Origin of the sequence: Flammeovirga sp. OC4 (assembly GCF_000812565.1) — a bacterium.
Lineage (GTDB): Bacteria > Bacteroidota > Bacteroidia > Cytophagales > Flammeovirgaceae > Flammeovirga.
Genome location: NZ_JTAM01000077.1, coordinates 1 through 23,900 on the forward strand (window position 1 = coordinate 1; position 23,900 = coordinate 23,900).

Annotated in this window: 18 protein-coding genes; 12 read left to right on the top strand and 6 right to left on the bottom strand. The window is 34.4% G+C overall.

The window, feature by feature from the left end:
- Positions 1–357, top strand: a 357-nt coding sequence (locus PL77_RS32090) for a hypothetical protein (protein WP_044211590.1), incomplete at its 5' end; no start/stop codon positions are given.
- A 177-nt stretch (positions 358–534) separates the two neighbouring features.
- Here PL77_RS32090 and PL77_RS25290 read toward each other — a convergent pair.
- Entirely contained in the window at positions 535–2,091 is a 1,557-nt protein-coding gene (locus PL77_RS25290) for a DUF4301 family protein (RefSeq protein WP_044211591.1), read from the bottom strand.
- Positions 2,092–2,349: 258 nt separating this feature from the next.
- On the opposite strand from PL77_RS25290, the gene PL77_RS25295 reads away from it, so the two are divergent.
- Genes PL77_RS25295 through PL77_RS25305 form a run of 3 tightly spaced genes read left to right on the top strand, consistent with a single transcriptional unit; the run spans position 2,350 to position 6,588 of the window.
- A complete protein-coding gene (locus PL77_RS25295) occupies positions 2,350–5,325 on the top strand; it encodes a M48 family metallopeptidase (protein WP_044211592.1) in 2,976 nt (991 codons plus the stop codon).
- 4 nt (positions 5,326–5,329) lie between these two features.
- Complete coding sequence (locus PL77_RS25300; protein ID WP_044211593.1) at positions 5,330–6,034, top strand: ABC transporter ATP-binding protein; 705 nt, start codon at positions 5,330–5,332, stop codon at positions 6,032–6,034.
- Between the two features lie 2 nt (positions 6,035–6,036).
- A complete protein-coding gene (locus PL77_RS25305) occupies positions 6,037–6,588 on the top strand; it encodes a cob(I)yrinic acid a,c-diamide adenosyltransferase (RefSeq protein WP_044211624.1) in 552 nt (183 codons plus the stop codon).
- Positions 6,589–6,798: 210 nt separating this feature from the next.
- On the opposite strand, the gene PL77_RS25310 is transcribed toward PL77_RS25305, so the two are convergent.
- A complete protein-coding gene (locus PL77_RS25310) occupies positions 6,799–6,999 on the bottom strand; it encodes a hypothetical protein (protein ID WP_044211594.1) in 201 nt (66 codons plus the stop codon).
- Positions 7,000–7,187: 188 nt separating this feature from the next.
- On the opposite strand from PL77_RS25310, the gene PL77_RS31035 reads away from it, so the two are divergent.
- Positions 7,188–8,282 carry a glycoside hydrolase family 73 protein gene (locus PL77_RS31035; RefSeq protein WP_052444721.1) on the top strand — a complete coding sequence of 365 codons (1,095 nt, stop codon included), beginning with the start codon at positions 7,188–7,190 and terminating at the stop codon, positions 8,280–8,282.
- A 94-nt stretch (positions 8,283–8,376) separates the two neighbouring features.
- Here the strand turns inward: PL77_RS31035 and PL77_RS25320 are convergent, their stop codons facing one another.
- The gene (locus PL77_RS25320) at positions 8,377–10,971 is read right to left on the bottom strand and encodes a M1 family aminopeptidase (protein WP_044211626.1); all 2,595 of its coding nucleotides are present in this window, start codon (positions 10,969–10,971) and stop codon (positions 8,377–8,379) included.
- Between the two features lie 255 nt (positions 10,972–11,226).
- Here PL77_RS25320 and hslV point away from each other — a divergent pair, with 255 nt between their 5' ends.
- The 6 genes from hslV to PL77_RS25350 all read left to right on the top strand — a co-directional run bounded on the left by hslV (position 11,227) and on the right by PL77_RS25350 (position 16,163).
- Positions 11,227–11,769, top strand: a complete 543-nt coding sequence (gene hslV, locus PL77_RS25325; protein ID WP_044211595.1) for an ATP-dependent protease subunit HslV — start codon at positions 11,227–11,229, stop codon at positions 11,767–11,769.
- Between the two features lie 7 nt (positions 11,770–11,776).
- The gene (locus PL77_RS25330; RefSeq protein WP_044211596.1) at positions 11,777–12,673 is read left to right on the top strand and encodes a 1-aminocyclopropane-1-carboxylate deaminase/D-cysteine desulfhydrase; all 897 of its coding nucleotides are present in this window, start codon (positions 11,777–11,779) and stop codon (positions 12,671–12,673) included.
- 199 nt (positions 12,674–12,872) lie between these two features.
- Entirely contained in the window at positions 12,873–13,259 is a 387-nt protein-coding gene (locus PL77_RS25335) for a hypothetical protein (RefSeq protein ID WP_044211597.1), read from the top strand.
- A gap of 222 nt (positions 13,260–13,481) precedes the next feature.
- Positions 13,482–14,405: a ribose-phosphate pyrophosphokinase gene (locus PL77_RS25340; protein ID WP_044211598.1), complete on the top strand. Its 924-nt coding sequence runs from the start codon at positions 13,482–13,484 to the stop codon at positions 14,403–14,405.
- A 245-nt stretch (positions 14,406–14,650) separates the two neighbouring features.
- Positions 14,651–15,229, top strand: coding sequence for a 50S ribosomal protein L25/general stress protein Ctc (locus tag PL77_RS25345; RefSeq protein WP_044211599.1), 579 nt, complete (start codon positions 14,651–14,653; stop codon positions 15,227–15,229).
- 109 nt (positions 15,230–15,338) lie between these two features.
- The gene (locus PL77_RS25350) at positions 15,339–16,163 is read left to right on the top strand and encodes an alpha/beta fold hydrolase (protein WP_044211600.1); all 825 of its coding nucleotides are present in this window, start codon (positions 15,339–15,341) and stop codon (positions 16,161–16,163) included.
- Between the two features lie 21 nt (positions 16,164–16,184).
- Here the strand turns inward: PL77_RS25350 and PL77_RS25355 are convergent, their stop codons facing one another.
- The 3 genes from PL77_RS25355 to PL77_RS25365 form a co-directional block, all read right to left on the bottom strand.
- Positions 16,185–18,839 carry a DUF5916 domain-containing protein gene (locus PL77_RS25355; protein ID WP_052444723.1) on the bottom strand — a complete coding sequence of 885 codons (2,655 nt, stop codon included), beginning with the start codon at positions 18,837–18,839 and terminating at the stop codon, positions 16,185–16,187.
- A 185-nt stretch (positions 18,840–19,024) separates the two neighbouring features.
- Positions 19,025–20,257, bottom strand: coding sequence for a nucleoside recognition domain-containing protein (locus PL77_RS25360; protein WP_044211601.1), 1,233 nt, complete (start codon positions 20,255–20,257; stop codon positions 19,025–19,027).
- A 211-nt stretch (positions 20,258–20,468) separates the two neighbouring features.
- Entirely contained in the window at positions 20,469–20,804 is a 336-nt protein-coding gene (locus PL77_RS25365; RefSeq protein ID WP_044211602.1) for a hypothetical protein, read from the bottom strand.
- A gap of 286 nt (positions 20,805–21,090) precedes the next feature.
- Here PL77_RS25365 and PL77_RS25370 point away from each other — a divergent pair, with 286 nt between their 5' ends.
- Entirely contained in the window at positions 21,091–23,721 is a 2,631-nt protein-coding gene (locus PL77_RS25370) for an OmpA family protein (RefSeq protein WP_044211603.1), read from the top strand.
- Positions 23,722–23,900 lie beyond the last annotated feature (179 nt).

Consider the following 23,900-nt stretch of genomic DNA (forward strand, 5'->3'; position numbering starts at 1 on the left):
TTAAACCGTTGTTTAAATGGGCTTCGTTTCCCAGAAGCGAGTGCAAAGGTAAAAACTTTTTATTTTAACTTCCAAATCTTTTTTCAAAAATTTTTAAAGTTTTTTTTCGTTGATTTTCTCAACGCTCAACACTCTGAATTTCCAACTCCAAAAGAGAAGTTTTTAAAGCCTTTCGTTAAAGGCGAGTGCAAAGGTAAGAAGAGAAATTTAATTTGCAATGCTTATTTTGTTTTATTTAGAAATTTAATTTGCAATGCTTATTTTGTTTTATTTAGAAACTTAATTTACATCGCTGATTTTCAACAAAATCAAATACCTTTTCATTATATCAATTACCCTAATCGGGTTGTCACGTAGGACAACCCCTACGTTTGTTTTTTCCTCAGCCGTTTGCTGAAGGGAGTGCAAAGGTAATAGAAGGTTTTTTAAATGCAATAGGTTGTGCAAAAAAAAGCACAAAATAAAAGTAAATAAAAAAGTGCACTTACTTTTCAGCAAGTGCACTGTATGTTCAAACATCTATAAATCAAATATTTATCTATGTTCTGGTCTCAATAAATCATTTACTGTTTTTACTGGCGTAAATGTAGAAACTGGTACTTCAACGAATAAGGTAGTCCAATATGCCATTGAACCATTCCATAAACCTGGTAATTCAATCGCTTGGATTTCCTGACCATCTCTTGATTTATGAGTAATGAAGCCTGCGTTTTCATTACGGAACTCCATTAAATCGAATTTCTCGCCTTTATAATTCTTTACACCACAGACTAAATCTACTGGATTAAAGTGAGTCGCTGCATTAGCAATTTCTCTTCTTACAGGATTTGAGAAGTTGATTTGAGCACTTTCTACGATTTGTAATGATCTATGGTCTCCATCTTTTAACCAGAAAGGACCACCACCTGGCTCACCTTCATTCTTCACCATACCACAAACACGGATAGGTCGATTAAGTTTTTCGAAGAAGTATTTTTCGATCTCTTCTTTCGATAAACCACTTAACTCTTCGCCTAAGCTCCAACCAAGACGCTTCATACAGAATTCAATTACCTCTGAAGTTAACTCCTCGCTTGATTCTCCTGCTTCGTGTCTTTCTAAGAATGAGAAGATTTTTTTCTGTGTATCTACTAAGATACTTGCTAATGCCTTTTTGTATTTGAAAGTGTCCTCTTTCAATCTATCTGTTGTGACATTATCAATATTCTTAATAAAGATAATATCAGCATCAATATCATTAAGGTTTTCCAACAATGCACCGTGACCTCCTGGTCTAAACAACAGTTCACCGTCTTCTTTTCTGAATGGTTCGTTTTTAGCTGTAGCAGCGATAGTATCAGTAGAAGCCTTTTGAGTAGAGAACGAAATCTCATAATCTGCCTCATACCTTTTATTATATACCTCTTTATAGACATCTGTCAATTCTTGGAACTGATTAAGATGTTCTGGAGATACCGTAAAGTGGATATTTACTTTACCATTTTTGTCTTTTGCATAATTTGCTCCTTCAATCATGTGCTCTTGTACAGGAGTTCTTACTTCTCCATTGTACTTATGGAATCCAATTAATCCTTTTGGACGATTTGCTAAATGTAATCGGTTACTTGAGAAAGTGGCTTCTAGAATTTTCTTGTATTCTTTGTTAGCTACTAATACATCAAGGTTACCTAGCTTTTGTGCAACTTCTGAGTAAATTTCAGTGTAAAGAGGGAAGTGGATAATGTTATTAAAGAAGTCAGCTACTAAACCTTTACTCTTTTCAAGATCTGGTTCTGCAAATGAATCTTTAGCTTCTAAATCATTTTTAAATTCAAGAAGAGCCTTGAACATACGAGTTGCTGCACCAGATGCAGGTACAAATTTCACAATATCTTTATCTTGTATTGCTGTGTTGTACTCGTTTACGAAAGCTTCTATTTCGCTATCTTGTAGTTTTATTATACCATCTCCAATCGTAGCAGGTCTAATAATGTTTGCGAATTCAAACCCTGTTCTAAAATAATTAAGTTGCTTTTCGACTACTTCTTGAGAGATCCCTTTTTCTTTCATTAATTCAAGATCCTCTGGACGAAATTTTGTTGTTATTGACATTTCTAATGTTTCCAAGGTTATAGACGGTTTTAATAAAAATAATATATAAAATAATTGTTAGTATAATTTTTGGCTGTTATTCGATCTTTTAAAAAAAGGATAAAATTTTAAACGGCACTACACTTACGTTTATTATATACAAATAAAATAAAAAACAGAATAAAAACGAAACCGATTGCACGACTTCACTAATTTTATATTTAAAATGATTAGATTTTAAAATATTTGTATTTTTGGGTCCAACTAATGTACAAACGGATGAATTTTTGGATTAAAAAAAGTAGCCCTGTTATCAAATCAATTGGATTAACCTCCTTGTTATCAACACTTACCATATTAATTTATTACTTAATAAATAATATTTCAGAAAGAATAGGTTGGAGTATTTCGGGATATGTTGATGCGGTAAAAACACCTCTTTTCTCTTTTGATAAGTGGAAAACCGCATTTAGTATACAAACAGATTCTTTTTTGATTTTAGAGCACTTCGTAGGTCAAAATATGAATCTAACGCCTGATTATGCTCTTCTTTATGGTATTTCACTGATTATTGGCTTTTCAATCTTCTTGAGTAGCATTAGTGGTTTAACTAGGTTATGGCACGGGATTTCATTCGGGGTATTTGCTTTACTTATTGGTACCCTACATTTAGAAAACCTTCATTTCCTCGAGAGCATTCATGATAAAGCTTTTACAGGAATTGTTCTAACTGTATATATATGTATAAGTTTTTACTTTCATTTTAATGCTAAAGTCTCTCTTTTTATCCGTTTCTTGACTTATCTATTTGTAAGCGGAGGTATTATTTCACTAATCAATACATTTGCTAAAGATGAATATTGGTATGTAGAGAGCTTGAGTTACTCATTTTCTAGCCTCACTATCATTACCTTTTTATTCGTAGTATTCTTAGCTCTTTGTATTCCATTTGGTATTTTATATATCACAACTTTCAAAAATACAGGCCAAAGTGGAGATAGTGTGAAGCATTTTTATGTATTCTATATTATCTACCTTCTCAACCTTATCTATGTTTACCTTAACGTATTTCATGGTTTAGATCTTGGCTTATATTACTTCCCTCCTATTTTACTGTTTGTTATTAGTACCTTAATAGGCCTTTGGTTAATTACTCAACAAGATGAGATTTTTGGAGTCATTGCTAGAGAAGAATCTGTACTTTTTTGGGTTTACCTTGGAAGTAGTATTATTGCTTCCTCTACATATGCTTATCATATTTCACTATTTGATACATCTTATGTCATTGCATTAGAACAAGCGATCACCATCTGCTTTATTGGTTTTGGTTTCTTGATGCTATTTTATATCTCCTATAATTTTTATGATATCATAAAACAGAATCTACCTGTATATAAAATTGCTTTCAAACCTCAGAATATTGATTTCTTATCTTCATGGGGAGTTGGTTTGCTTATAACTGTAGGGTTATTCTATATCAATAATTTCACATCTTACCGCTACTTATGGGCTTCCTATTATAATAATCTAGGTGATTCTGAATATTTCAGTGGAAACACTTATTTGGCAGAAGAAAGGTATGGAATGGCAAAAATGTACAGTGTTTGGAACCTTCATTCCAACTATATGCTAGCCAATATCGCTCAAGATAATAAGAGAGAAGATATGGCTCGTTTAGCTTATGATAAATCATCTAAAGATGAAGGGAGTCAACAAAGCTTTGTGCAAATGGCTTTAATTGATATTGAAAATAAAAATTATCTTGAATCAATTATTACGCTCAAAAAGGGTTTAGAAAAGTTTCCTCACTCCAAAGAGATCTTTAATAACCTCGGTTTAGCCTTTTATAGAATAGGCGAAGTTGATAGTGCTTTACATTATTTGGATCAAGGCATTCAAATTGCTCAGAATGATGCTCCTATACTGGAAAGTAATTATTTAGCGATTTCTGCTTTGGCAAAACTGCCTATTAATGATGAAAGTAAATACCTAAAGGAACTTTCTAGCACTTCAGATTTAAATCAAACTGTAAACCAACTTGCCTATTTGAATGAGTCTGAAATCAATAGTACAAGCACATTCTTTGAAGACTTGGTGAAAGATTCTGTACTGAACGGAAATCAGATCAGTTATATTTATAATTACAGTATTAACAACATTGGAAAGGAAAAGCCTTTTGATCTAAATGCTGTCATTCAAGAGAAATTAAAATCTGGTCATAATCTTGAAAACAGAGAACAGTTATTATTCTCTTCTTTTGTTAATCATTATAATCAAAATGCATTTTATGAAGGGAGACATAATTTACTAGAGCTCAATGATAGATATGGAAAAACAAACGGCTATTATTTATTCTTACTAGGACTTGATGCATTAAAAAAGAATCAGTTTCAGCTTGCAGTAGATCAATTAGATCAGGCTTTTAAAGCAGGACAAAAAGCGGCAGCATATCCATTAGCAATGGCTGCTACTCAATTAGACGACCGTAACTATGTCAAAAGTCTTTGGGATTTTGTTTTTAAACTCAATATCCTTCAACCTTCGGATGTTGAGATTATAAAGCACTATTTAAACAATATTGATTTAAGAAGTAATGAGGAAAATGAATATTACTTCCAAGTTCTTTTAAATCATAAGAATTTAAGTATAACTCAGAAAATTGAGGGAATAAAAAATTCTAATCAGGCGGAGGATTTGATTGATGTAATTATTGATCATTATGTATCCTTGAATGAAAAAGAGGAAACAAAAAAATTCATTCTTCAATTAAGTGAACTGGAATTAAGTAATAAAGCAAAGGCAAAATGTATTGAAGCGGATTACTTACTAGGGTTGAATTTAAAAAATACTTCTCTTTGGGTAGATCAATTAGACATAAATAATGTGGAAGGTAAGCTGTATAGTGATATCTTTAAGGGAACAAACTTTTTAAACCAAAAAGATCAACAGCAGTTATATTTTAATAGTGCATTTATCCAATTTCACGCTGATAATTTACTGAAGGAAGAAAAAACGGAAGAAGCTTTCGAGTTTGTTTCAGAACATTTGCAACTTAACCCTTATTCTGAAATTATTACGAATAGCTATTTGGAGACTTGTTTTTCTTTGGGTTTAAAAGATTTTGCCAATTCTAAAAAAGTGGAAGCGGAATATTTATTATCCGACGAAGCTGTAAAAAGAGTGAATCAACTCTATGCTTCTCTCTTAGAAGATTACAATCAGAGAATAAACCAATGGGATACACTAACAGAATAACTTTATGTCACAAGAAGTAATTAAAACGAAAGGCATCTCCCGAATTTACCAAATGGGTGATGAAGTGATCAAAGCCTTAAAAACCATCGATATTTCTATACAAAGAGGTGAATATGTCGCCTTTATGGGACCTTCAGGTTCTGGAAAGTCTACTTTGATGAATATCATCGGGTGTCTTGACACTCCAAGCGAAGGACAATATTGGCTAAGTAATCAAGATGTAAGCGACATGACTGAAAATGAGCTTGCAGCGGTAAGAAATAAAGAAATTGGCTTTGTATTCCAATCCTTCAACTTACTTCCTAGATCTACTATTCTTGATAATGTAGCCCTGCCATTGGTATATGCTGGTGTAGGAAAAGAAGAACGTTTAGAGAGAGCTCAAGCTTCACTAGATGCAGTTGGCCTAGGTAATAGAGTCTCTCATAAACCAAATGAGCTTTCTGGTGGACAAAGACAAAGAGTAGCGATTGCAAGAGCGTTGGTTAACAGACCGAGTATTATCCTTGCCGATGAACCTACTGGTGCTCTTGATACTAAAACTTCTTATGAGATTATGGCGATTTTTAATGAACTACATCAACAAGGCAATACTATAATCATGGTAACCCACGAAGAAGATATTGCCAATTATGCTCATAGAGTTATTAGACTTAGAGACGGATTAGTGGAGAAAGATGAAATCAATCAAAACATTACAAAAGTATGATCATGAAAGTATACACTAAAACAGGAGATAAAGGAGAAACTTCCTTATTTGGAGGGAAAAGAGTGAAAAAGTCTCATCCTAGAATAGAGGCTTATGGTACTATAGACGAATTGAACTCATATATTGGTCTTATTCGTGATCAGGATGTAAATATTCCACGAAGTGCCGTTTTAAAAGAAATTCAAGATAGACTGTTTACTATTGGAGCTGAACTGGCTGCTGACCCTGATAAACCTCAATTGAAAAAACCTGATTTATATGAATCGGATATTGAGTATTTAGAAAATGCCATTGACGAAATGGAAGTTGACCTTCAGCCGTTAAAATATTTTGTTCTTCCAGGCGGTCACACTTCTGTATCATTTTGCCATTTAGGTAGAACTGTTTGTAGAAGAGCAGAACGTTTAGCTATTTCATTAGACGAAGAAGATGGGTTATCAGATTATATTATTGTTCGTTATTTGAACCGATTGTCTGATTACCTTTTTGTGTTGTCAAGAAAAATGGCAGCTGATCTTAAAGTAGATGAGAATTACTGGATTCCAAGAAAATAATAATTGAGAAGACGCCTTTGATGATACAACTTCAAAGGCGTTTTTTTATGTTCAAAATTCTGAATACTAGTACAGAAGAAAAGTTTTCAGGTAAGAGTTAAGAAAAATGATGAGTGCTATAGTTCAGAAAGTAGTTTTTATGATGATTTTTGGACTACAATACGATCCACCTTCCCTTAAAAAAATATCTATTTACTTATGTTCTAGTACTTATACTTCGTCAATCATAAAATCTTTCCCCTTCCCAAACTGATACAGCTCACTTAAATAACACTGCTCCAAAGTATCTACTATTTTGATTAAATAATCATCATTTGGAGTTATAGACAATGTTTCAAAAATAAACACTTCCCCGTAGTTAATTAATTTATAGGTTCTACCAACCCTCATGGTATTGAAACTAATGGACATTTTTGAATTATTTTTAATAATTATGTTTAATTTATTGACAATGTTTAAAATTTAAACTAATTTTACATCGTAATCAAATTTAAAGATGACACCTTAATCATTCCAGCTATCAAGTGTTCATTTTTAAATCATTTGATCGAGGTAGTAAGTAAGTTTTTCAATTTTCTCAAAGGTAAAGTTTTGTTGTCATGTATTTTCTTAAAAATCAATCAGAATTAGCTGTTTCCAGTAATAATGTTTCGATAGGAATCAAATTTCCTAACAATCTGTATCTACGTTACCGAGGTAATGTGTACTCTTTCATCATTAACCCAAAACTCTTATTGGCAACAATTGCTTTAATGTTGACGCTTTTAATGGTCCAATTGTTTTCCAGCCCTGAAGAAAAAGTAATTTTTGTGCAGGCGCCCATCCAGTATAATTACGGTAATAATGAACCAACAATGGATGAGTTTATCGAAGACTTCGGTATCAATATAGAAGAAGTCAATCATGCAGGCACTACAATCATTCCTGTTAAAACCGCCCAGAATATTTCTGATCAGTACAAAGAACAGAAATTAAACAGTGTTGCCTCCTCTTTGGATCGTTTTCAGATTGAACGTCAGTTGTTAGTGACTGATTACTTGATCGAAGAGAAGGTAACAAGAGTAGATCAATTAAAAAGTGAGTCTTTAATAGAACTCAATTCAAAAATCTCTGGTCTCTTCAAAAGTTATGTTTTAGATCAGATGCAGGCCCCTCCTCATGTGTATGCGTTTTTCACTTCCTCTTCTCCATTGAAAAAGATAGAAACAGCGTTGATGGAACAAGCGAGATATCATGTCCCTGCCTCTATCACTTTAGCTCAGGCCGCTTTAGAAACAGGTTATGGTAAAAGAGTGATTGGCAATAATTATTTCGGTGTAAAGGATAAAACGGGTAAAACCACTCCAATTACCACTACTGAATATTATACTAAAGAGGAATTTAAAAGAAACAAAGGGATCGTTGTCTCTTCACAAAAAGTAAAACGAAATGGTAAAATTTTATACAAATGTGTAGTTAAAGACTCATTCGCAGAGTACAAATCACCATGGGAATCTTTCAGAGCACATTCTCTTTTCCTTAATAAGCAAAAAAGATATGCTCCACTTTTTACTCAAGGAAGAGATTATGCCTCTTGGGCAGATATGATTGGTTCCACAAAATACGGAGGAGTGGGTTATGCTACTTCACCTTTATATGGTGAACTACTGAAGAAAATAATCAAAAGGTATCATTTAGACCTTTTAGATTACTAGTGTCAATTTGAGGTCAGGAGTAAAAGAAAGAGGGAAGAGTGTTTCACGTTACACTTCTTCCCTCTCATTTTATATTATAACTTTTTATAAAAAACTAGTACCCTTGGCTTTTTAAGGCTTCTAATACTTGTTGATCTTTTTCCTTTGAAAGAGCTTCACTTACTCTTTTGTTTACCGTTTCATTTTCTAAAATGGGGCTGATGGCTTGATATGCTGCAACTTTGGTATCGGTACTTGCACCACTATTGGTTGCATACTTCAAGACAATATCTGTTGCTTCTTGTTTCTCCTCTTCTGTTTCCAGAGTAATGATATACCCCGTCATCGTTCTAAACATATATTGACGGAACTGATCATTCATCTCTGCTAACTTTTTATCATACCAACCCAATTTTTCTTTGGTTCCAAATTGACCGTAGATCATTGAAGAAACAAAAACAATATTTGGATTTTTAGCTTCCTCAAATTTTTCTACTGTTGGGATCACACTTGGACCTTCTATTTCAGATACTGCATACAAAGCTGTAGCTACTACCATATAAGAACTGTCATTCATTGCTTGCTTGGCGATTGGAATAAAATCCTCGCTTATGCCACCCAATGTAGTCAATGCAGTTGCTCTTACAGAAGAATTAGGATCATTCACTACTAAATTTTTAAGAAGCACTTTTGTTTCGGTCAAATCACCTGTCCCTTGATAACCATCAAAAATACCAGCTGCTGTTTCTCTAATTCCCCAGAATGGATCTTTTAAGTAAGAATTCAATTCACTGACCAATGAAGGATCCGCAATAATTGAATTTCCTAAGTTTTCTAGAGCTTCCACCCTATGCATTACATTTTCTGCACTTTTAGCTTGAATTAAATAAGCGTCTGTACTTTTAGTATGTGAAATAACTCCTGGAATAATATGAGCTGGATCAAAAATGATCAGATCAGGTTTTGTATCCAACATGAAAGAGAATGTCTGCTGTTTTTTATCTAAAACAATAGCTCTTTCCTCTTTTTTTCCATCTTTCCAATAGAACTGAACCTTTGTTGGGATACGGTAAATTGGTGTATACTCTGGGTCTTGACGTTGTTGTACAGTCAGTTCTAAAGTATTACCGCTGAATTTTTCCATTACAAGAATATCAGGATGCCCTGCCTTCATAAACCACTGATCAAAGAACCAATTCAAATCCTGGCCAGTCACCTCTTCAAATGCAATTCTTAAATGTGCAATTTCTGCCGCCTTAAAAGCATTATTCTTTAAATAAAGTGCCGCTCCCTCAAAAAAGGCATCATCACCAATTGTGTTTCTCAATAAATTCAATGTGTAACCACCCTTTGCGTATGAGTGGCTATCAAACATATCTTCCTTATTCATATAATGGTAACGAATCAACGGTTCTTGCTTCATTTCAGATTCCGCTAAATAGCTTTCTAGTTCTGATTGCAAATTATAATCCGCCTCATCTTTTCCGTGCTTATACTCTCTCCATAAATACTCACTGTAATTGGCCCATGATTCATTCAAAGGTAGATTAGCCCAAGACTCTGTAGTTACTAAATCACCAAACCAATGATGGAATAACTCGTGTGCTACAATAAAATCCCAATCTTGATCCAGCTTTTCTCTATCGTCTACTTGTACAGCTTCCATAAAAGTAGAAGCCGAAGTGTTTTCCATTGCTCCACTTACAAAATCACGGATAATGATTTGAGAATATTTATCCCACGGGTACTCATACTGAAACTTATTGGAGAAGAACTCCAACATCTCTGGTGTATTACCAAAAATTGTTCTTGCGTATTTTTCATATTCAGGCTCTACATAATAGCTCACTTCTTTTCCTCTCCACTCATCTTTCACTACTGCGTAATCACCAACCGCCATCATCGTTAGATAAACCGAATGTGGCTGATCCTGTTTCCAATGATCCGTTCTTGTTCCATTTGAATTTTTCTTTTGAGAAACTAAACGACCATTAGACAGCGTCACATACTTATCCTGTACCGTCATGAAAATATCTTGTTTCATCTTCACATTAGGATGATCAAAAGTTGGGAACCAGCAAGAGTTCGCACTTGTCTCACCTTGTGTCCATATTTGCTGTGGTTTACCAATTTCGTCACCTAATGGATTGATAAAATATAATCCCTTATCACTTGTGATGGCTTCACTTCCTGAAGTCTGTCTTTCATTTGGTTTTGCAGTATAAGAAATATGCAAACCGAATATATCCTTTCTTGTATAGTCTTTATCCAATGCAATCGTTATCTGCAAGCTATCATAGCTGTAGTCTAAAGACTGTAATACGTTGTGTTTTTTATCTGTTAATTCAATTTTATGTATATCAAAATTCTTTGCATCAAGAATCACTTCATTCTGAGTATAAAAATGAGGCTGTAAAGTCAATACCGCATCCCCTGACATTCTCTGTTTTTCCCAATCAAAGCTCACTTTTAATTGTGTATGCAATAAATCAAAAGCAGTACTGAAAGACGGGTTATAAGGTCCTTTTTTAGCAACCCAATCTGGAACTACTTTCTCTTCTTTAACAGGTGCTACTGGAGCTAATGGAGCGACAGGGGTTACTTCAGTGAGGTTTCCGTTGTCCTGAGCTGTAGGCTGTGTCGTTTTGCAGGCGTTCAAAGCACCAATTACAAAAAGCACTGATACAGATCGTTTAATTTTGTATAGCATAAAATGGTTTTCTTCTTTTTGTGAAATTTCATTATGAAAATAGCTCAGAAAATCGAGAGTTAGAATGATATTCACTTTTAATATGACAAATTCGACAGATTTATATAACTTCATAGAGAAATTAACCATTCAATCTGCCCAATACTGACAATTTGTCGAGGATTCCATTCATGGGTCGTTTATTGGTTGAGACGAAGTACCAAAACAAAATTTCTTATTTCAATATTTGATTTTAGTACATACCAAAAAAGATATATGGAAAAATTTAGATCAACAACCGTCCTTGCTATCAAAAAAGATGGTGAGGTAGCACTTGGTGCTGATGGACAAGCTACTTTTGGAAATACTGTAGCAAAAAGTAACGTAAAAAAAGTAAGAACATTGATGGGAGGTAAAATCGTTTGCGGTTTTGCAGGATCTACAGCAGATGCTTTTACTTTGATGGAACGTTTCGAAGAAAAATTAAATGCTTTTAATGGTAATATGAAACGTGCGGCAATCGACTTAGCAAAAGATTGGCGTATGGACAGATACTTGAGAAAATTAGAAGCAATGATGATTGTAGCGGATATCAACGATGTATTGATCATTTCTGGTACAGGTGATGTAATTGAGCCAGATCATGATATTGCAGCTATCGGTTCGGGTAGTATGTATGCTCAGTCGGCCGCTTTAGCCCTTAAAAAACATGCTAGTGATATGTCTGCTGAAGATATGGTGCGTGAAGGACTAAGCATTGCCGCTGATATCTGTATCTACACTAACCACAACTTTGTGATTGAAAAAGTAAAAGCATAAAAATAGCATGGAATCTTTCGAATTACCCATCGAAAATACTCCTTTGCAAGAACTAACGGACTCTATTTTTTCTGAAAATGGAGTTCGTTTTTTTGTTAAAAGAGATGACCTTACCCACCCTGAAGTTTCAGGAAATAAATGGCGGAAATTAAAATACAATTTACTTCAAGCTAAAAAAGAAGGCTATCAGAAGATACTCACCTTTGGTGGTGCTTACTCTAATCATATACACGCCTTTGCTGCGGCTGGAAAATTATACGGATTGGATACCATTGGGGTGATCAGAGGTGAAGAACATCTACCATTAAACCCTACACTCGATTTTGCTACAAGACAGGGAATGGTACTTTCTTACTTGGACAGAACTTCTTTTAGAAATTATAAAGACCAAATTCCTAAATTAAAAGAAAAGTTTGGAGCATTTTATATGGCTCCTATGGGAGGATCAAATACACTTGCACTTAAAGGTGTTGGTGAATTAGGTGAGGAATTGAATGAAGTGCTTGAAGCAGGAGATTATGTTTGTGCAGCTTGCGGTACTGGAGGAACATTAGCCGGTTTGATTGCGTCTTTAAGGTCAGATGTGAATGTAATTGGCTTTCCAGCTTTAAAAGGAGGTGAGTTTTTATATGATGATATCAATGAATTCTTAGAAGGATTAGACGCTTCTTCTTTCCCTCAGTGGACACTAAATACTAATTATCATTTTGGAGGTTATGCTAAGAAAAAGCCTGAATTAATGACATTTATAGATCAATTTCATCAAAAATATAACATAGAGCTAGAACGCATCTATACAGGTAAAATGATCTATGGTGTAATAGACCTTCTTCAAAAAGGGTATTTCAAAAAAGGTCAAAAAGTTATTGTTTTACATTCAGGAGGATTGCAAATTAATCGTTAAAACAGAAATATACGATGATAGTCATTAATAAAATGTAAATAATACACTTTAAACTTGACTTTCTCATAAAATTAACATATTTTAAAAATATAGAAAAAGGAATAAAATATTACGTTTCAATCTCAACCTATAAACATCTCTAACCTATAGAACAACGTTTAATACTGTATTCTAATTCATCACCAAAAAAACTATCATCATGAGAAAGACATTCCTCCTTGCACTCTTAATTGGCTTTACTTCTGTCTTTGTTTTCGCTCAAACAGAAGAAATTAAAAAAATTAATGAAGAAGAATATTCACAAGTGGAGTATTCAGTATTAGAGTCACTAGGTCCCCAGTACCTAAGCAGTTTAGAAACTACGCTTACTGAATTAGATTGGGGATTGAACAATCATGAAGAATTTAATGCACTTCATGAAGAAAGCACACTTGTATCAGAAGTTTATGTTTACAGTGCTGAAGATTTCAGATTAATCCACTATCATAATGGAGACGTTCACGATGTGGATTTAGAACAAATTGCACAAAAAGCTGACCTTTTGATGAACAGCGATGGTACTTATTATTATGTTTTAAGAGATTAATAAATAAAAAAATTAGAAGTATTTATTTAAAATTGAGGCAATCTATTACAAGATTGCCTTTTTAATTGTAATTATTTCTAATGAATAGAGTAACATTATCTTGATTATTATAAATTTGCAGTGACAAAGGAAATGTGGTGTTATTAAATTATTAATTCTCACCTTCAGGTCCTCCTGTCTTTCGTCTTGAATTATAGATAGCGTACCAAAAAAAATATACTGATGTCTTCAGTTAAAATCTTTTCAGCTTCGGGAACAGAATATCTCGCGAGCAAAATAGCACACTCTTATGGTAAATCTTTAGGAGATGTAGTTCTTCAACGTTTTAGTGATGGAGAAATTTCTACACACTTCAATGAGTCAATAAGAGGTTGTGATGTTTTTATCATTCAATCCACTTGTCCTCCAGCAGATAACCTTCTCGAACTTCTTTTACTGATTGATGCTGCAAAAAGAGCTTCCGCTTCTACAGTGACAGTTCTTCTTCCGTACTTCGGATATGCACGTCAGGATAGAAAAGACAAACCAAGAGTAGGTATTGGTGCGAAACTAATCGCCAACTTGTTAACTGCCTCAGGTGCTACACGTGTAGTAACTTGTGAGTTACATGCTGACCAAATTCAAGGATTCTTCGACATCCCTGTAGTTCACTTACAAAGCTCACCAATCTTTGTTCCTTACATTGAGAGCTTAGGATTAGATAACTTGACTTTCGCTTCTCCAGATGTGGGAGGTGCTAAGAGAGCAAGATCTTATGCAAAACACTTCAAAGCTGATATCGTGATGTGTGACAAGCACCGTGAGAGAGCAAATGAAGTAGCATCAATGCAAGTTATTGGTGATGTAAAAGACAAAAATGTAATTCTTGTTGATGACTTAGCAGATACAGCAGGTACTTTATGTAATGCCGCTGAGATCATCATGGAGAAAGGAGCAAAATCGGTTAGAGCCATCTGTACACACGGTGTTCTTTCTGGACCAGCTTACGATCGTGTAGCAGCTTCAGTTCTTGAAGAATTAGTTGTTACTGATACTCTTCCTGTAGAAAACAGAGAAAAAATCAACGTACTTTCAGTTGCTGAGCTTTTCGCTAAAGCAATCAGAAAGATCCAAGATCACGAATCAATTAGCTCTTTGTTCATCTAAGAACCTAGAGTTTTTTTATAAGATTAGGCTATCTACCATCATAACTTGTTGGTAGATAGCCTTTTTTGTTTAATAAGGTTGAATAAATCTTTCGTTTTTAATACGAAAATTATTACCTTTGCGAGCCTATTTCTAGTAATAGAAATCGTTAAGCATGTTTTGGGATGGGGTCCACCTTTCGAGAAAAGAACGATCAAGTACCAAAGCGTTTATAACATGTTTTACTTTTATATTAAAAAAATCAGATGAAAACTGTAGAAATCATCGGTTACAACCGTGAGACTGTTGGTAAGAAAGCTGCCAAAGATTTAAGAAAAGAAGGTTTAGCACCATGTGTAATTTATGGTGGTGAGCAACCAATTCACTTTGCAGTACCAATGATCTTGTTCAGAGACATTATCTATACTCCAGAGGTTTGTTTCGTAAAAATCAACATCGAAGGCGTAGAGAAAACTGCTATCGTTCAAGATTTCCAATTACACCCAGTTTCTGAGGTTCTTCTTCACGTTGACTTCTTAGAGTTAAACGATGATAAAGCTATCAAAATGGATGTTCCTGTTTCATTCGTAGGTAACTCTCCAGGTCTTCAAACAGGTGGTAAGCTTGTAGCTAAACTTAGAAAAATCAAAGTTAAAGCTCTTCCTGCTAACATGCCTGAGTCTGTAGAAGTTTCTATTGAAGGTTTAGAACTTGGTAAGTCAGTTCGTATCGGAGCAATCACTCCTGAGAACTACGAAATTCTTTACAATGATTCTGTAACAGTAGCTTCAATTGCTATTCCAAGAACATTACGTTCAGCATTGGATGCAGCGGACGCTGAGTAATCAGCAACTGTTTGAACATAAAGAAGAGAGGTTTAGTAGAAATACTAAACCTCTTTTTTTTGGTTATTTTTTTTTGTATCATAGTCAATGAATAAATAATCACTTACTAATGACCATCTCACCTCAAACTCCTAAACACTTTTTTTTAGATTTAGAAAATGGAAAAATCGAATGTCTTCAATTTGGCAAAGGTGAAAAGCTTTTGATTTGTATTCATGGCTTCGGAGATAGTGCCAACCTTTTCCGGGCTATTGCACCTGCATGGGAAAAAGATTTTACAATGATTGCTTTTTCACTGCCCTACCACGGACAAACTGAATGGACCCCTTCTTACTTTTCTTCTAGAAATATAAAGGAGGTCATTGATGGGTTACTTCAAAGGTTTCAGAAAAATAAGTTTTCAATTTTAGGCTACAGTATGGGTGGAAAAATTACGATGTATTGTCTTCAAAAATACTACAGCAATACTATTGAAAGGCTGATTTTGTGTGCTTCTGATGGTTTAAAAACACATATTCTCTATGATGTTTCGAAACTTCCAAGATGGTATTTAGAAATTGCAATGCTATTACTTCGCTTCCCAAAAACCACTTTCAAATTAGTAGGTTGGGTACACCGAAGAGGTTACCTCTCTAAATTTCTTTATGACTTTTTTATGAATCATTTTGAAACTAAAGAACAAAGGAGACGCTTTTTCGGAGTTGCAACATCTTCAAGATATATGAGTCCAGATCTAAAGCAAGTCGCTCATCAAATCAATCAATATAAAATTCCCGTTGATATGTACTTTGGAAAAAGAGATGAAGTAATTCTAATGGATGGTGCAATACAGTTTTCTGAATTAATTGACAATGTTCGATTTCATGAATTAGACAAAGGCCATTTACTCATTGATGAAGGTTTGTGCCAATTGATGAAAGAAAATCAATTTTAATCGCTCTTTCTTCATTAAAAACTACTTTCTAAATCGATAAGTTAGTTTGGCTATAAAAACATTTTCCGAAGGTGAATCAAAAATACCATTAACTATTTCTGAAAAAGAAAACTCCCTGAAAGGTTCTGCCAAATCTCCCCTTCCTTGTGACCAAACCAGAAAGAAAGTACACCCTGGTTTATACTCCCACCTTAAAACCAAATTTGAATTGAAATCTATAAAGTCAAAGTCAGGTTGATCAAACGTATAATTTCCATTTTGATCAAAAACAGTGTACTCCTCATTCTCTACATTATAACTGATTTCATCATTAGAAAACGTATGGATTCTATCCTCATATCTTCCAGCTTGAGGAGCTTCTACTCTTTTAAAATCAAAGTAATCTCCTCGTGAGGCAAAAGGCTGTGCATAATACTGCAATGATAGATTAGGCCTCAAAATAAGGTTTCCTCTTATGGTTACACCTGTTGTGTGTTGTTCAATTCTTCCCAAAACATAATTATCACCTGCAGTATTTGTTTCCGTGGTAACATATTGAATATGGTCTTGGTTATAAGAGATAAAAGGGAAAATGCCAATTTCCAATGCATTAATAGGTCTATAGTTCATACCTACCCAAGCATCAAAGTTCTTTCCTGCATTGTCTTGTGTAACAGCAAACTCATTCCCAAATTCAAAGGCTAGCTTTTTTCTTCCATCACTTTCTATATTATACCAAAACTGATTTCTATTGGGGCGTAAGAAAGCAGGACCTCCTCTTAGCATAAAATTACTGAGTCTTTGTCTTTGAAGTGACCCACCTGTTGAGAATTCCCAAAAGTTTTTGAACTCAAGATTTACATTTCCATGTAAACCCAAATAGGTATTCTTCCCTCCATAATCAAAATAAGCATATTGTCTAAGATTCGCATTGATCCTTCTGAAAATAGATACTGGCTGTAGAGTTTGGTAACCAACCATACTCCATTGATTCATAAGATCAGCCGCATTCATAAAGCCGATATCATTGATCTCAAATTTTGGTGATCGCCAGGTACCTCCTACTTCATATCGCCATGGGCTTCCTCCATTTCGTCCAAATTTCAAATAACCTCCCGTCCCTGTCAGTGAGGTTGCAGTGGTATCTACATTCACATAGTTTGCATCTGGACGTTGAAAGAAATGTCGTCCAGATTCTTGTGTATTAGTAATAGCTTCCGGATCTCCTTCTACATGACTGACCATAAAGTTGCCTTGTATATAATAAGACCTGTCCTTCCACTGATGCAAAAAGTCTATTCCTCCAGAATAAGCATCAGTATGTAAAAACCTTAAATTATCAGAGTCAATCGTTCTATTCGTTGCCGTAAAAGCTATGCCTACAACAGAGTTTCCTTGATTAATATCTTGAGTGGCTCTTGCTACAAAATAGTTTGTAAATGGTTCTACTGTTTCTTCTGATTTTTGTCCTTGTGTATCAATTTCTGCAGTCGTCTCCATGGTAATATTATTCATTACCCCAAAAGCAAAACCATTTTTGTTTTTACCTGTCAACTTGAATGCACCTAAAATAGGTACTACTTTAGGTTGATCTAAAAATTGCCCTTCCTCCGTTTCTGGTTCATAACTTGGCGATTTCCCAATTCGTCTTGTATATACTAAGTTATCTCTGGAAAAATTACCTCCAGCATTGGAGCGAGTGCCAGGGAAAGACAGAGTATTTCTACCCTCGATAAAAAAGGGTCTTCGCTCTCTAAGAAAAATCTCAAAAGTTGATAAATTCAGTTGTGAAGGGTCTGCTTCTACCTGCCCAAAATCAGGGTTGATTGTGAAATCTAATGTAATATCACTTGTGATACCAATTTTACCATCCACACCTGCATTGACTGAATACTCAGAACCTGTCTTATAGGGGTTTCCATCTTCTTTTTTTCCTCGATCATTTCTTGCCAGTACAAAAGGGGCTATTTCTAATTGCTTTTGAGGCTTAATACCTTTCAGACCTTTCAATTCTCCAAAAAGGTGTACCCAACCCGGAGAATCTTTTGGGATATACTGCCAGTAAGAACGTTCATTGTTTCTAAATAAACGGCGAGTTACTTGTAATCCCCATGTTAGGTTTTCTGAATTAGTAAAACGTAATTGAGATAGTGGAATTCTAATCTCGGCATTCCAACCCTCCTTATCAATACTGGTTTTTGCCCACCAAATTGCATCCCAGTTAGAGTCCCAATTCCTTCCGTTATTCGAAATTGCTTCATCTCCGATTACACCGGAAACACTAACTGTAAATGAAAAGGCATTCGTTAAATCGTGGTATGAATCGATATTAACTTCCACAAAATCACCTTCAAAACCATCTCTTCTTGACATTCTCTTTACAATACTATCAGGAGATGAATCAAAGGCTTTGATCGCAAAATAAATATACTTGGCATCGTACATTACTTTAAATGCTGTTTTTTGAGAAGGGGGAGCTCCATCTATTGGATCTCTTTGTGTAAAATCCCCTGCCCATTCCACATTTTGCCATGCAGGGTCATCAAATTTACCATCAATAGTAATTTGAGTGTTTTCTAGAGAGCGAGTAAAATATGTTCTCTTTTCTTCGTGGTCATTTTCATTAATTTGACAAAGTGCAATAAGAGGCACTAGCTGAAAGAACCAAATCAATGGGTAGCTTTTTGTTAATTTCAATGGAGTAGAGCTTAGTATAGTTGTACTTTGACAATGAATTGGTATTTAGTTGTCTTAGTACATTTTGTAGATAAGTGCTAAAAAATCCTGTCCTTCACGATTCCTTATGAAGAACAGGAGGTTATTGGTGATAAATGTAGTGATTTTAAATGTGTGTTTAAAGTTATCAACAACTTTATTTTAGGTTAGAAAAAGAGATAAGCAAGGAAGATTGCAGCTACTACGCCCATAAAATCAGCGAATAAACCACATGTGATCGCATATCTTGTTTTCCTAATATTTACAGAGCCAAAATAAACGGCTATAATATAAAATGTGGTATCAGTAGCCCCCTGCATCATAGAGGACAACTTACCCGCAAATGAGTCTGCACCTTCAGCATTCATAATATCCAACATCACTCCTCTTGCACCACTACCACTCAATGGTTTCATAAAAGCTACAGGAAGAGCATCTACAAATGCGGCATCAATTCCAACTCCATCCTGAATGACCCATTTGATACCATCCATAATATATTCCAAAGCTCCAGAAGCTCTAAACATTCCAATGGCCACAAGTATGGCTACGAGATAAGGTATAATGGTCACTGCTGTTTTAAAACCTTCTTTGGCTCCTTCTATAAAAGCATCATAAGCATTAATTTTTCTATATGCCGCTAACCCTACGAATGAACAGATAATACTCAATAAGATTAAGTTTCCTGCAACCGATGATACTGTATTTGCTTCTTCAGGTGACAAATGATAAAAAAGAGTAATCGTACCAACAATCAATAATACGAGTCCACCTATATAAGCAAGTATTACTTTATCTAATAAATTAATTTTCTGATAAACCGCCACGATTAGTAAACCTGCCAATGAAGAGATACTTGTCGCCAATAATATAGGAATAAAAACATCTGTTGGATTTGCCGCTCCTAGTTCTGCCCTATACATCATGACTGTAATCGGTATCAAAGTCAATCCAGATGTATTCAAAACTAAAAACATGATCATAGGATTAGAAGCCGTATCTTTTACTTTGTTAAACTCCTGCAATTCTTTCATTGCTTTAAGTCCCAATGGTGTGGCAGCATTATCCAAACCCAGCATATTTGCTGAAAAATTCATCATCATTGAAGAAATAGCAGGATGGTTTTTGGGAACATCAGGAAATATTCTAGAAAAAAAAGGACCAACTAATTTCGTCATGACCTGTACTGCTCCACCTTTCTCCCCTACACTCATCAATCCCATCCATAAAGCCAACGTTCCGGTTAATCCAATAGAGATATCAAAGGCTGTTTTTGACATACTGAATGTACTGTCGATAATGAGAGCAAATGTGGTTGCGTCACCAAAAAATATCCATTTACAAAGAGCAACTACAAATGCTCCAAGTATAAAAAATATCCATATATAATTTAAGGCCATATAGTCAAAAAAGTAAATGTTCTTAATCAAAAAGTGAATTTAAGCATCTATTCAAATAAAATAAGATCTGAACATTAAAAAATAATATATACTCATACCAAATACTCTATGCTCTGTTACAAGTAAGAGAAAAAGTAAAATACCAGTTACAAAAAAAAGCCCTTCATCTTTTTAAAGATAAAGGACTTCCAATTTTTTTTAAGTGTAATCACTAGATTGACTGACGCTTCGCTAGAATTGATCCAATCAATATGCCTAAAATAGGCATTAAAACACCTACGATACCATAGTACTTCAACGAAGTTTCTGATAATTCGATTAAGTCAGGTTCTACAGTAAAACCTAACATAGGTGCCACATAGTAAGTGATAGCAGTTCCTAGGCCAATTGCACCAAATGCAAAACCAAGGACTAAACAGAGCTTAACCATTCTAGCCAATGAATTGATAATTCTTTCTAAAAGGGATAGTCTCTCATCATTTTGAAATAAAGATAACAGTGAGGGTATAATTACCCCTACAACTGCTAGTAACGTTAATGTTCTCATAATACTCTATTCTAATTTGTTAGTAGCTGACTGATTTTAAAAAATGACGATAGTTATAACAATTGAAAAATGAATAACTAGATTGAAAACATAAGTATACTGTAAATTGTACACTTATAATCTATAGTCGTAAATTTACTTAAAAAAATTAAAAAAAAACATATATTGGTACTATAAAATTGAATTTAATGATTTTTTTTATCTTGAAAATAAGCAAATTAAAAAGTGCAGTATCGATACGGTACGATTTTGATGAATACTAAACCTAAAAAAACTATATTTTTAGATGCTTAAGAGAATACTACTGACCTTATTAATATTTCCTTTGCTTTGTAATATCATAAAAGCACAGAACATTCATGAGGAAAATGCACTGCAAAAAATATTGGAAGGAAATATTGAAGGGGCAATCGTAGACCTCAGATTATCTTTAGAAAAAGACTCTAATGCTGTACTATCTCAATTTGCCTTAGCGAATCAATTATTTGAAAAAGTAGAAGCAGATGAAAAAAGAAATCGAGTAAATATCCGATTTGTAAATATGGACGGCTATTTCAAAGACTTTAAAGAAGCCTATGAATGGTCATTAATTGCATCTGAAAATTATAAGAAACTTACAGAAGAGGAGAAAAAAAGAATTAGACAATCCTTGTCAGTCACAAGTGATGAGATCACAGGTTTTTTAACTTCAAGAATTCAATCTGAAGCTTTTGCTTACCTAAACCAAGCTCCTTATCGTAGACCTACGAATCAATTGTATAGAACGGAAGTGTATAATCGTATCATGGAAGGCGATACATTGATGGCATTGAGAGAAATTTTCATCAAGCAATGTGGCCACTATATTGAAGATTACCCTAAGTCTCCTTATCTACAAAAAGTAAATGAACTAAGAAAAGGTGTTTTAAAAGAATACCTCACTAATACAACATTAAGACAATACGGTGATAAATCAGGTCATATGTTTGAAAGGTATTGTCATGAAATCATAGAACTCTATTCTAAAGATGAACTCAAAAACATCATTCCTATCTATTATGGTAAGGAATATGGTTTCACAAAAGAAAATATGTATAAAGCAGAGGGGTATAAAAAAATAAAATCCTTTGCAGAGAGTGAAAAACTAAGCATCATAGAGGTTTTATGTCAGCTTAATATTCATGATGGTGGTTGTCAAGTAGAGAATGAAGGTCTTTATGATCGATTTATTCATCATATGGCTCCCATGGATGTTGCTTTAATTGCCGTCAAGAAAATGACTGAACCATCATTTAAAGCACATGATTTTGAAGAAGTCCAAAACATTTATAAGAAATACAAACCTCTCTTTCCTGAACAACAAGACTATTTTGATAGAATACTTGAGCTATTTACAAGAGAAGAAACACCTCGCTACCTTGTTAACTTAGGGAATAATGTCAACACTGTGGCCAGAGAATATCAACCTGTCATCACTCTTGATGAAGAATACTTATATTTTGCTCGCAAGACTGCTAAATCAGGCGAAGATGTTTATGTATCTAAAAAAGATCATATAACGGGGCAATGGGGTTTTGCCGAAGAAGTTTTCGAGGTCAACACTGAATCACATGAAGTACCACTTGGGGTAAGTGGAGACGGACGGACATTATTATTATACGGTAATTACAGTAAAATAAAACGTTTTTCTTATGTTCGGAATACTGAAAGTCGTCTTGGAAAAGGAGACTTCTATTATTCTAAAAAAATGAAAGATGGAAAATGGAGTGCTGTCAATGTATTTAAGTATCCCATCAATACACCTTATTATGAAGCAGGCTTAAGTTTATCATTAGAAGGCGATCTTGCATTTTTCACTTCTGATCGACCAGGAGGAATTGGTGGGTACAATCCCAATTACCCTGATGATGGGTTATATTTTCATGGTTCAGGAGAATTCAATACTGACATTTATGTATCTGTCAAAAAAGAAGACGGATCTTGGGGAGAACCAATCAACCTTGGGGAAACGATCAACACTCCTTTTGCTGAAAAGAACCCTTACCTTCATCCCGATAAAGAAACATTATACTTTTGTTCAGATGGGCACCCAGGGCTAGGTGGTTATGATATTTTTATGTCAAAAAGATTAGACCCTGAACGTTGGGACAAGTGGAGTGAACCTGTAAATCTTGGCATTTCGGTCAATGGTGTAGATGATGATGCTTTTTATCTTACCTCTGTCGGTAACAAAGCACTTGTTGTATCTTCTAAAGCAAAAGAAAATTATGGTAGAGATGATATTTATGAGCTAGAAATTCCTGAAGCAGTAAGGCCAATACCCATGCTTTTTGCACATGGTAAAGTAGTCGACCCAGATGGTGAAGGTATACCTAACCTGTCCATCAAAATTGTTTCTGCTGAAGGTGAAGAAATCTTTAAGAGAAAAACAGCAGATAATGGTGAATTCCAAATTGCCGTCCCTCAAGACAAAGAATACCTCATCTATGTAGATGATGAAAACTATATTGGTAGCAGCGTCACTCTAACAGACGATCCTGACCATAACTTATTATTACAACCCATGGAGACGGTTGATCTAAAGGATGACTCTGAGGATGCTTCTTTCATTATGACAAGCCTAAACTTTGATACAAATTCGTCGAGTATCAGAAGCGAATCTTTCTTCGATCTTGACCGTTTAGCAGTGATGATGAATAGAAATGATCTTTGGATTTTAGTTATAGAAGGTCATACTGATAATGTGGATACAAAAGAGTATAACATAGAATTGTCAAAAGCAAGAGCGAATTCCGTGAAGCAATATCTCGTTGAAAAAGGAATTCATGAATCAAGGCTAGATGCCTATGGTTTTGGAGAAGAAAGGCCTATCGATTCAAACACAACCAAGGAAGGTAGACAAGAAAATAGAAGGGTTGTTTTCACTATATTAAAATAAAAAAGGCACCTTAAAAAGTGCCTTGTAGATAGTAGCAAGTTATTTTTTCATAGTAAAAAAGTAGCGATGAGTAAATAGCGATTAGGGTGAACAAACAACATGTAGATATTTTATTATCTACAATAAAAAATGTCATGTAGAAAGTAACGAGTTAAAGTAGCAATGAGTATTTTCAATGC

Bases quoted from the DNA above. Each gene is read 5' to 3' on its own strand.
- PL77_RS25290 (WP_044211591.1), bottom strand. From the start codon at position 2,091: ATGTCAATAACAACAAAATTTCGTCCAGAGGATCTTGAATTAATGAAA.
- PL77_RS25295 (WP_044211592.1), top strand. From the start codon at position 2,350: ATGAATTTTTGGATTAAAAAAAGTAGCCCTGTTATCAAATCAATTGGA.
- PL77_RS25300 (WP_044211593.1), top strand. From the start codon at position 5,330: ATGTCACAAGAAGTAATTAAAACGAAAGGCATCTCCCGAATTTACCAA.
- PL77_RS25305 (WP_044211624.1), top strand. From the start codon at position 6,037: ATGAAAGTATACACTAAAACAGGAGATAAAGGAGAAACTTCCTTATTT.
- PL77_RS25310 (WP_044211594.1), bottom strand. From the start codon at position 6,999: ATGTCCATTAGTTTCAATACCATGAGGGTTGGTAGAACCTATAAATTA.
- PL77_RS31035 (WP_052444721.1), top strand. From the start codon at position 7,188: ATGTATTTTCTTAAAAATCAATCAGAATTAGCTGTTTCCAGTAATAAT.
- PL77_RS25320 (WP_044211626.1), bottom strand. From the start codon at position 10,971: ATGCTATACAAAATTAAACGATCTGTATCAGTGCTTTTTGTAATTGGT.
- hslV (WP_044211595.1), top strand. From the start codon at position 11,227: ATGGAAAAATTTAGATCAACAACCGTCCTTGCTATCAAAAAAGATGGT.
- PL77_RS25330 (WP_044211596.1), top strand. From the start codon at position 11,777: ATGGAATCTTTCGAATTACCCATCGAAAATACTCCTTTGCAAGAACTA.
- PL77_RS25335 (WP_044211597.1), top strand. From the start codon at position 12,873: ATGAGAAAGACATTCCTCCTTGCACTCTTAATTGGCTTTACTTCTGTC.
- PL77_RS25340 (WP_044211598.1), top strand. From the start codon at position 13,482: ATGTCTTCAGTTAAAATCTTTTCAGCTTCGGGAACAGAATATCTCGCG.
- PL77_RS25345 (WP_044211599.1), top strand. From the start codon at position 14,651: ATGAAAACTGTAGAAATCATCGGTTACAACCGTGAGACTGTTGGTAAG.
- PL77_RS25350 (WP_044211600.1), top strand. From the start codon at position 15,339: ATGACCATCTCACCTCAAACTCCTAAACACTTTTTTTTAGATTTAGAA.
- PL77_RS25360 (WP_044211601.1), bottom strand. From the start codon at position 20,257: ATGGCCTTAAATTATATATGGATATTTTTTATACTTGGAGCATTTGTA.
- PL77_RS25365 (WP_044211602.1), bottom strand. From the start codon at position 20,804: ATGAGAACATTAACGTTACTAGCAGTTGTAGGGGTAATTATACCCTCA.
- PL77_RS25370 (WP_044211603.1), top strand. From the start codon at position 21,091: ATGCTTAAGAGAATACTACTGACCTTATTAATATTTCCTTTGCTTTGT.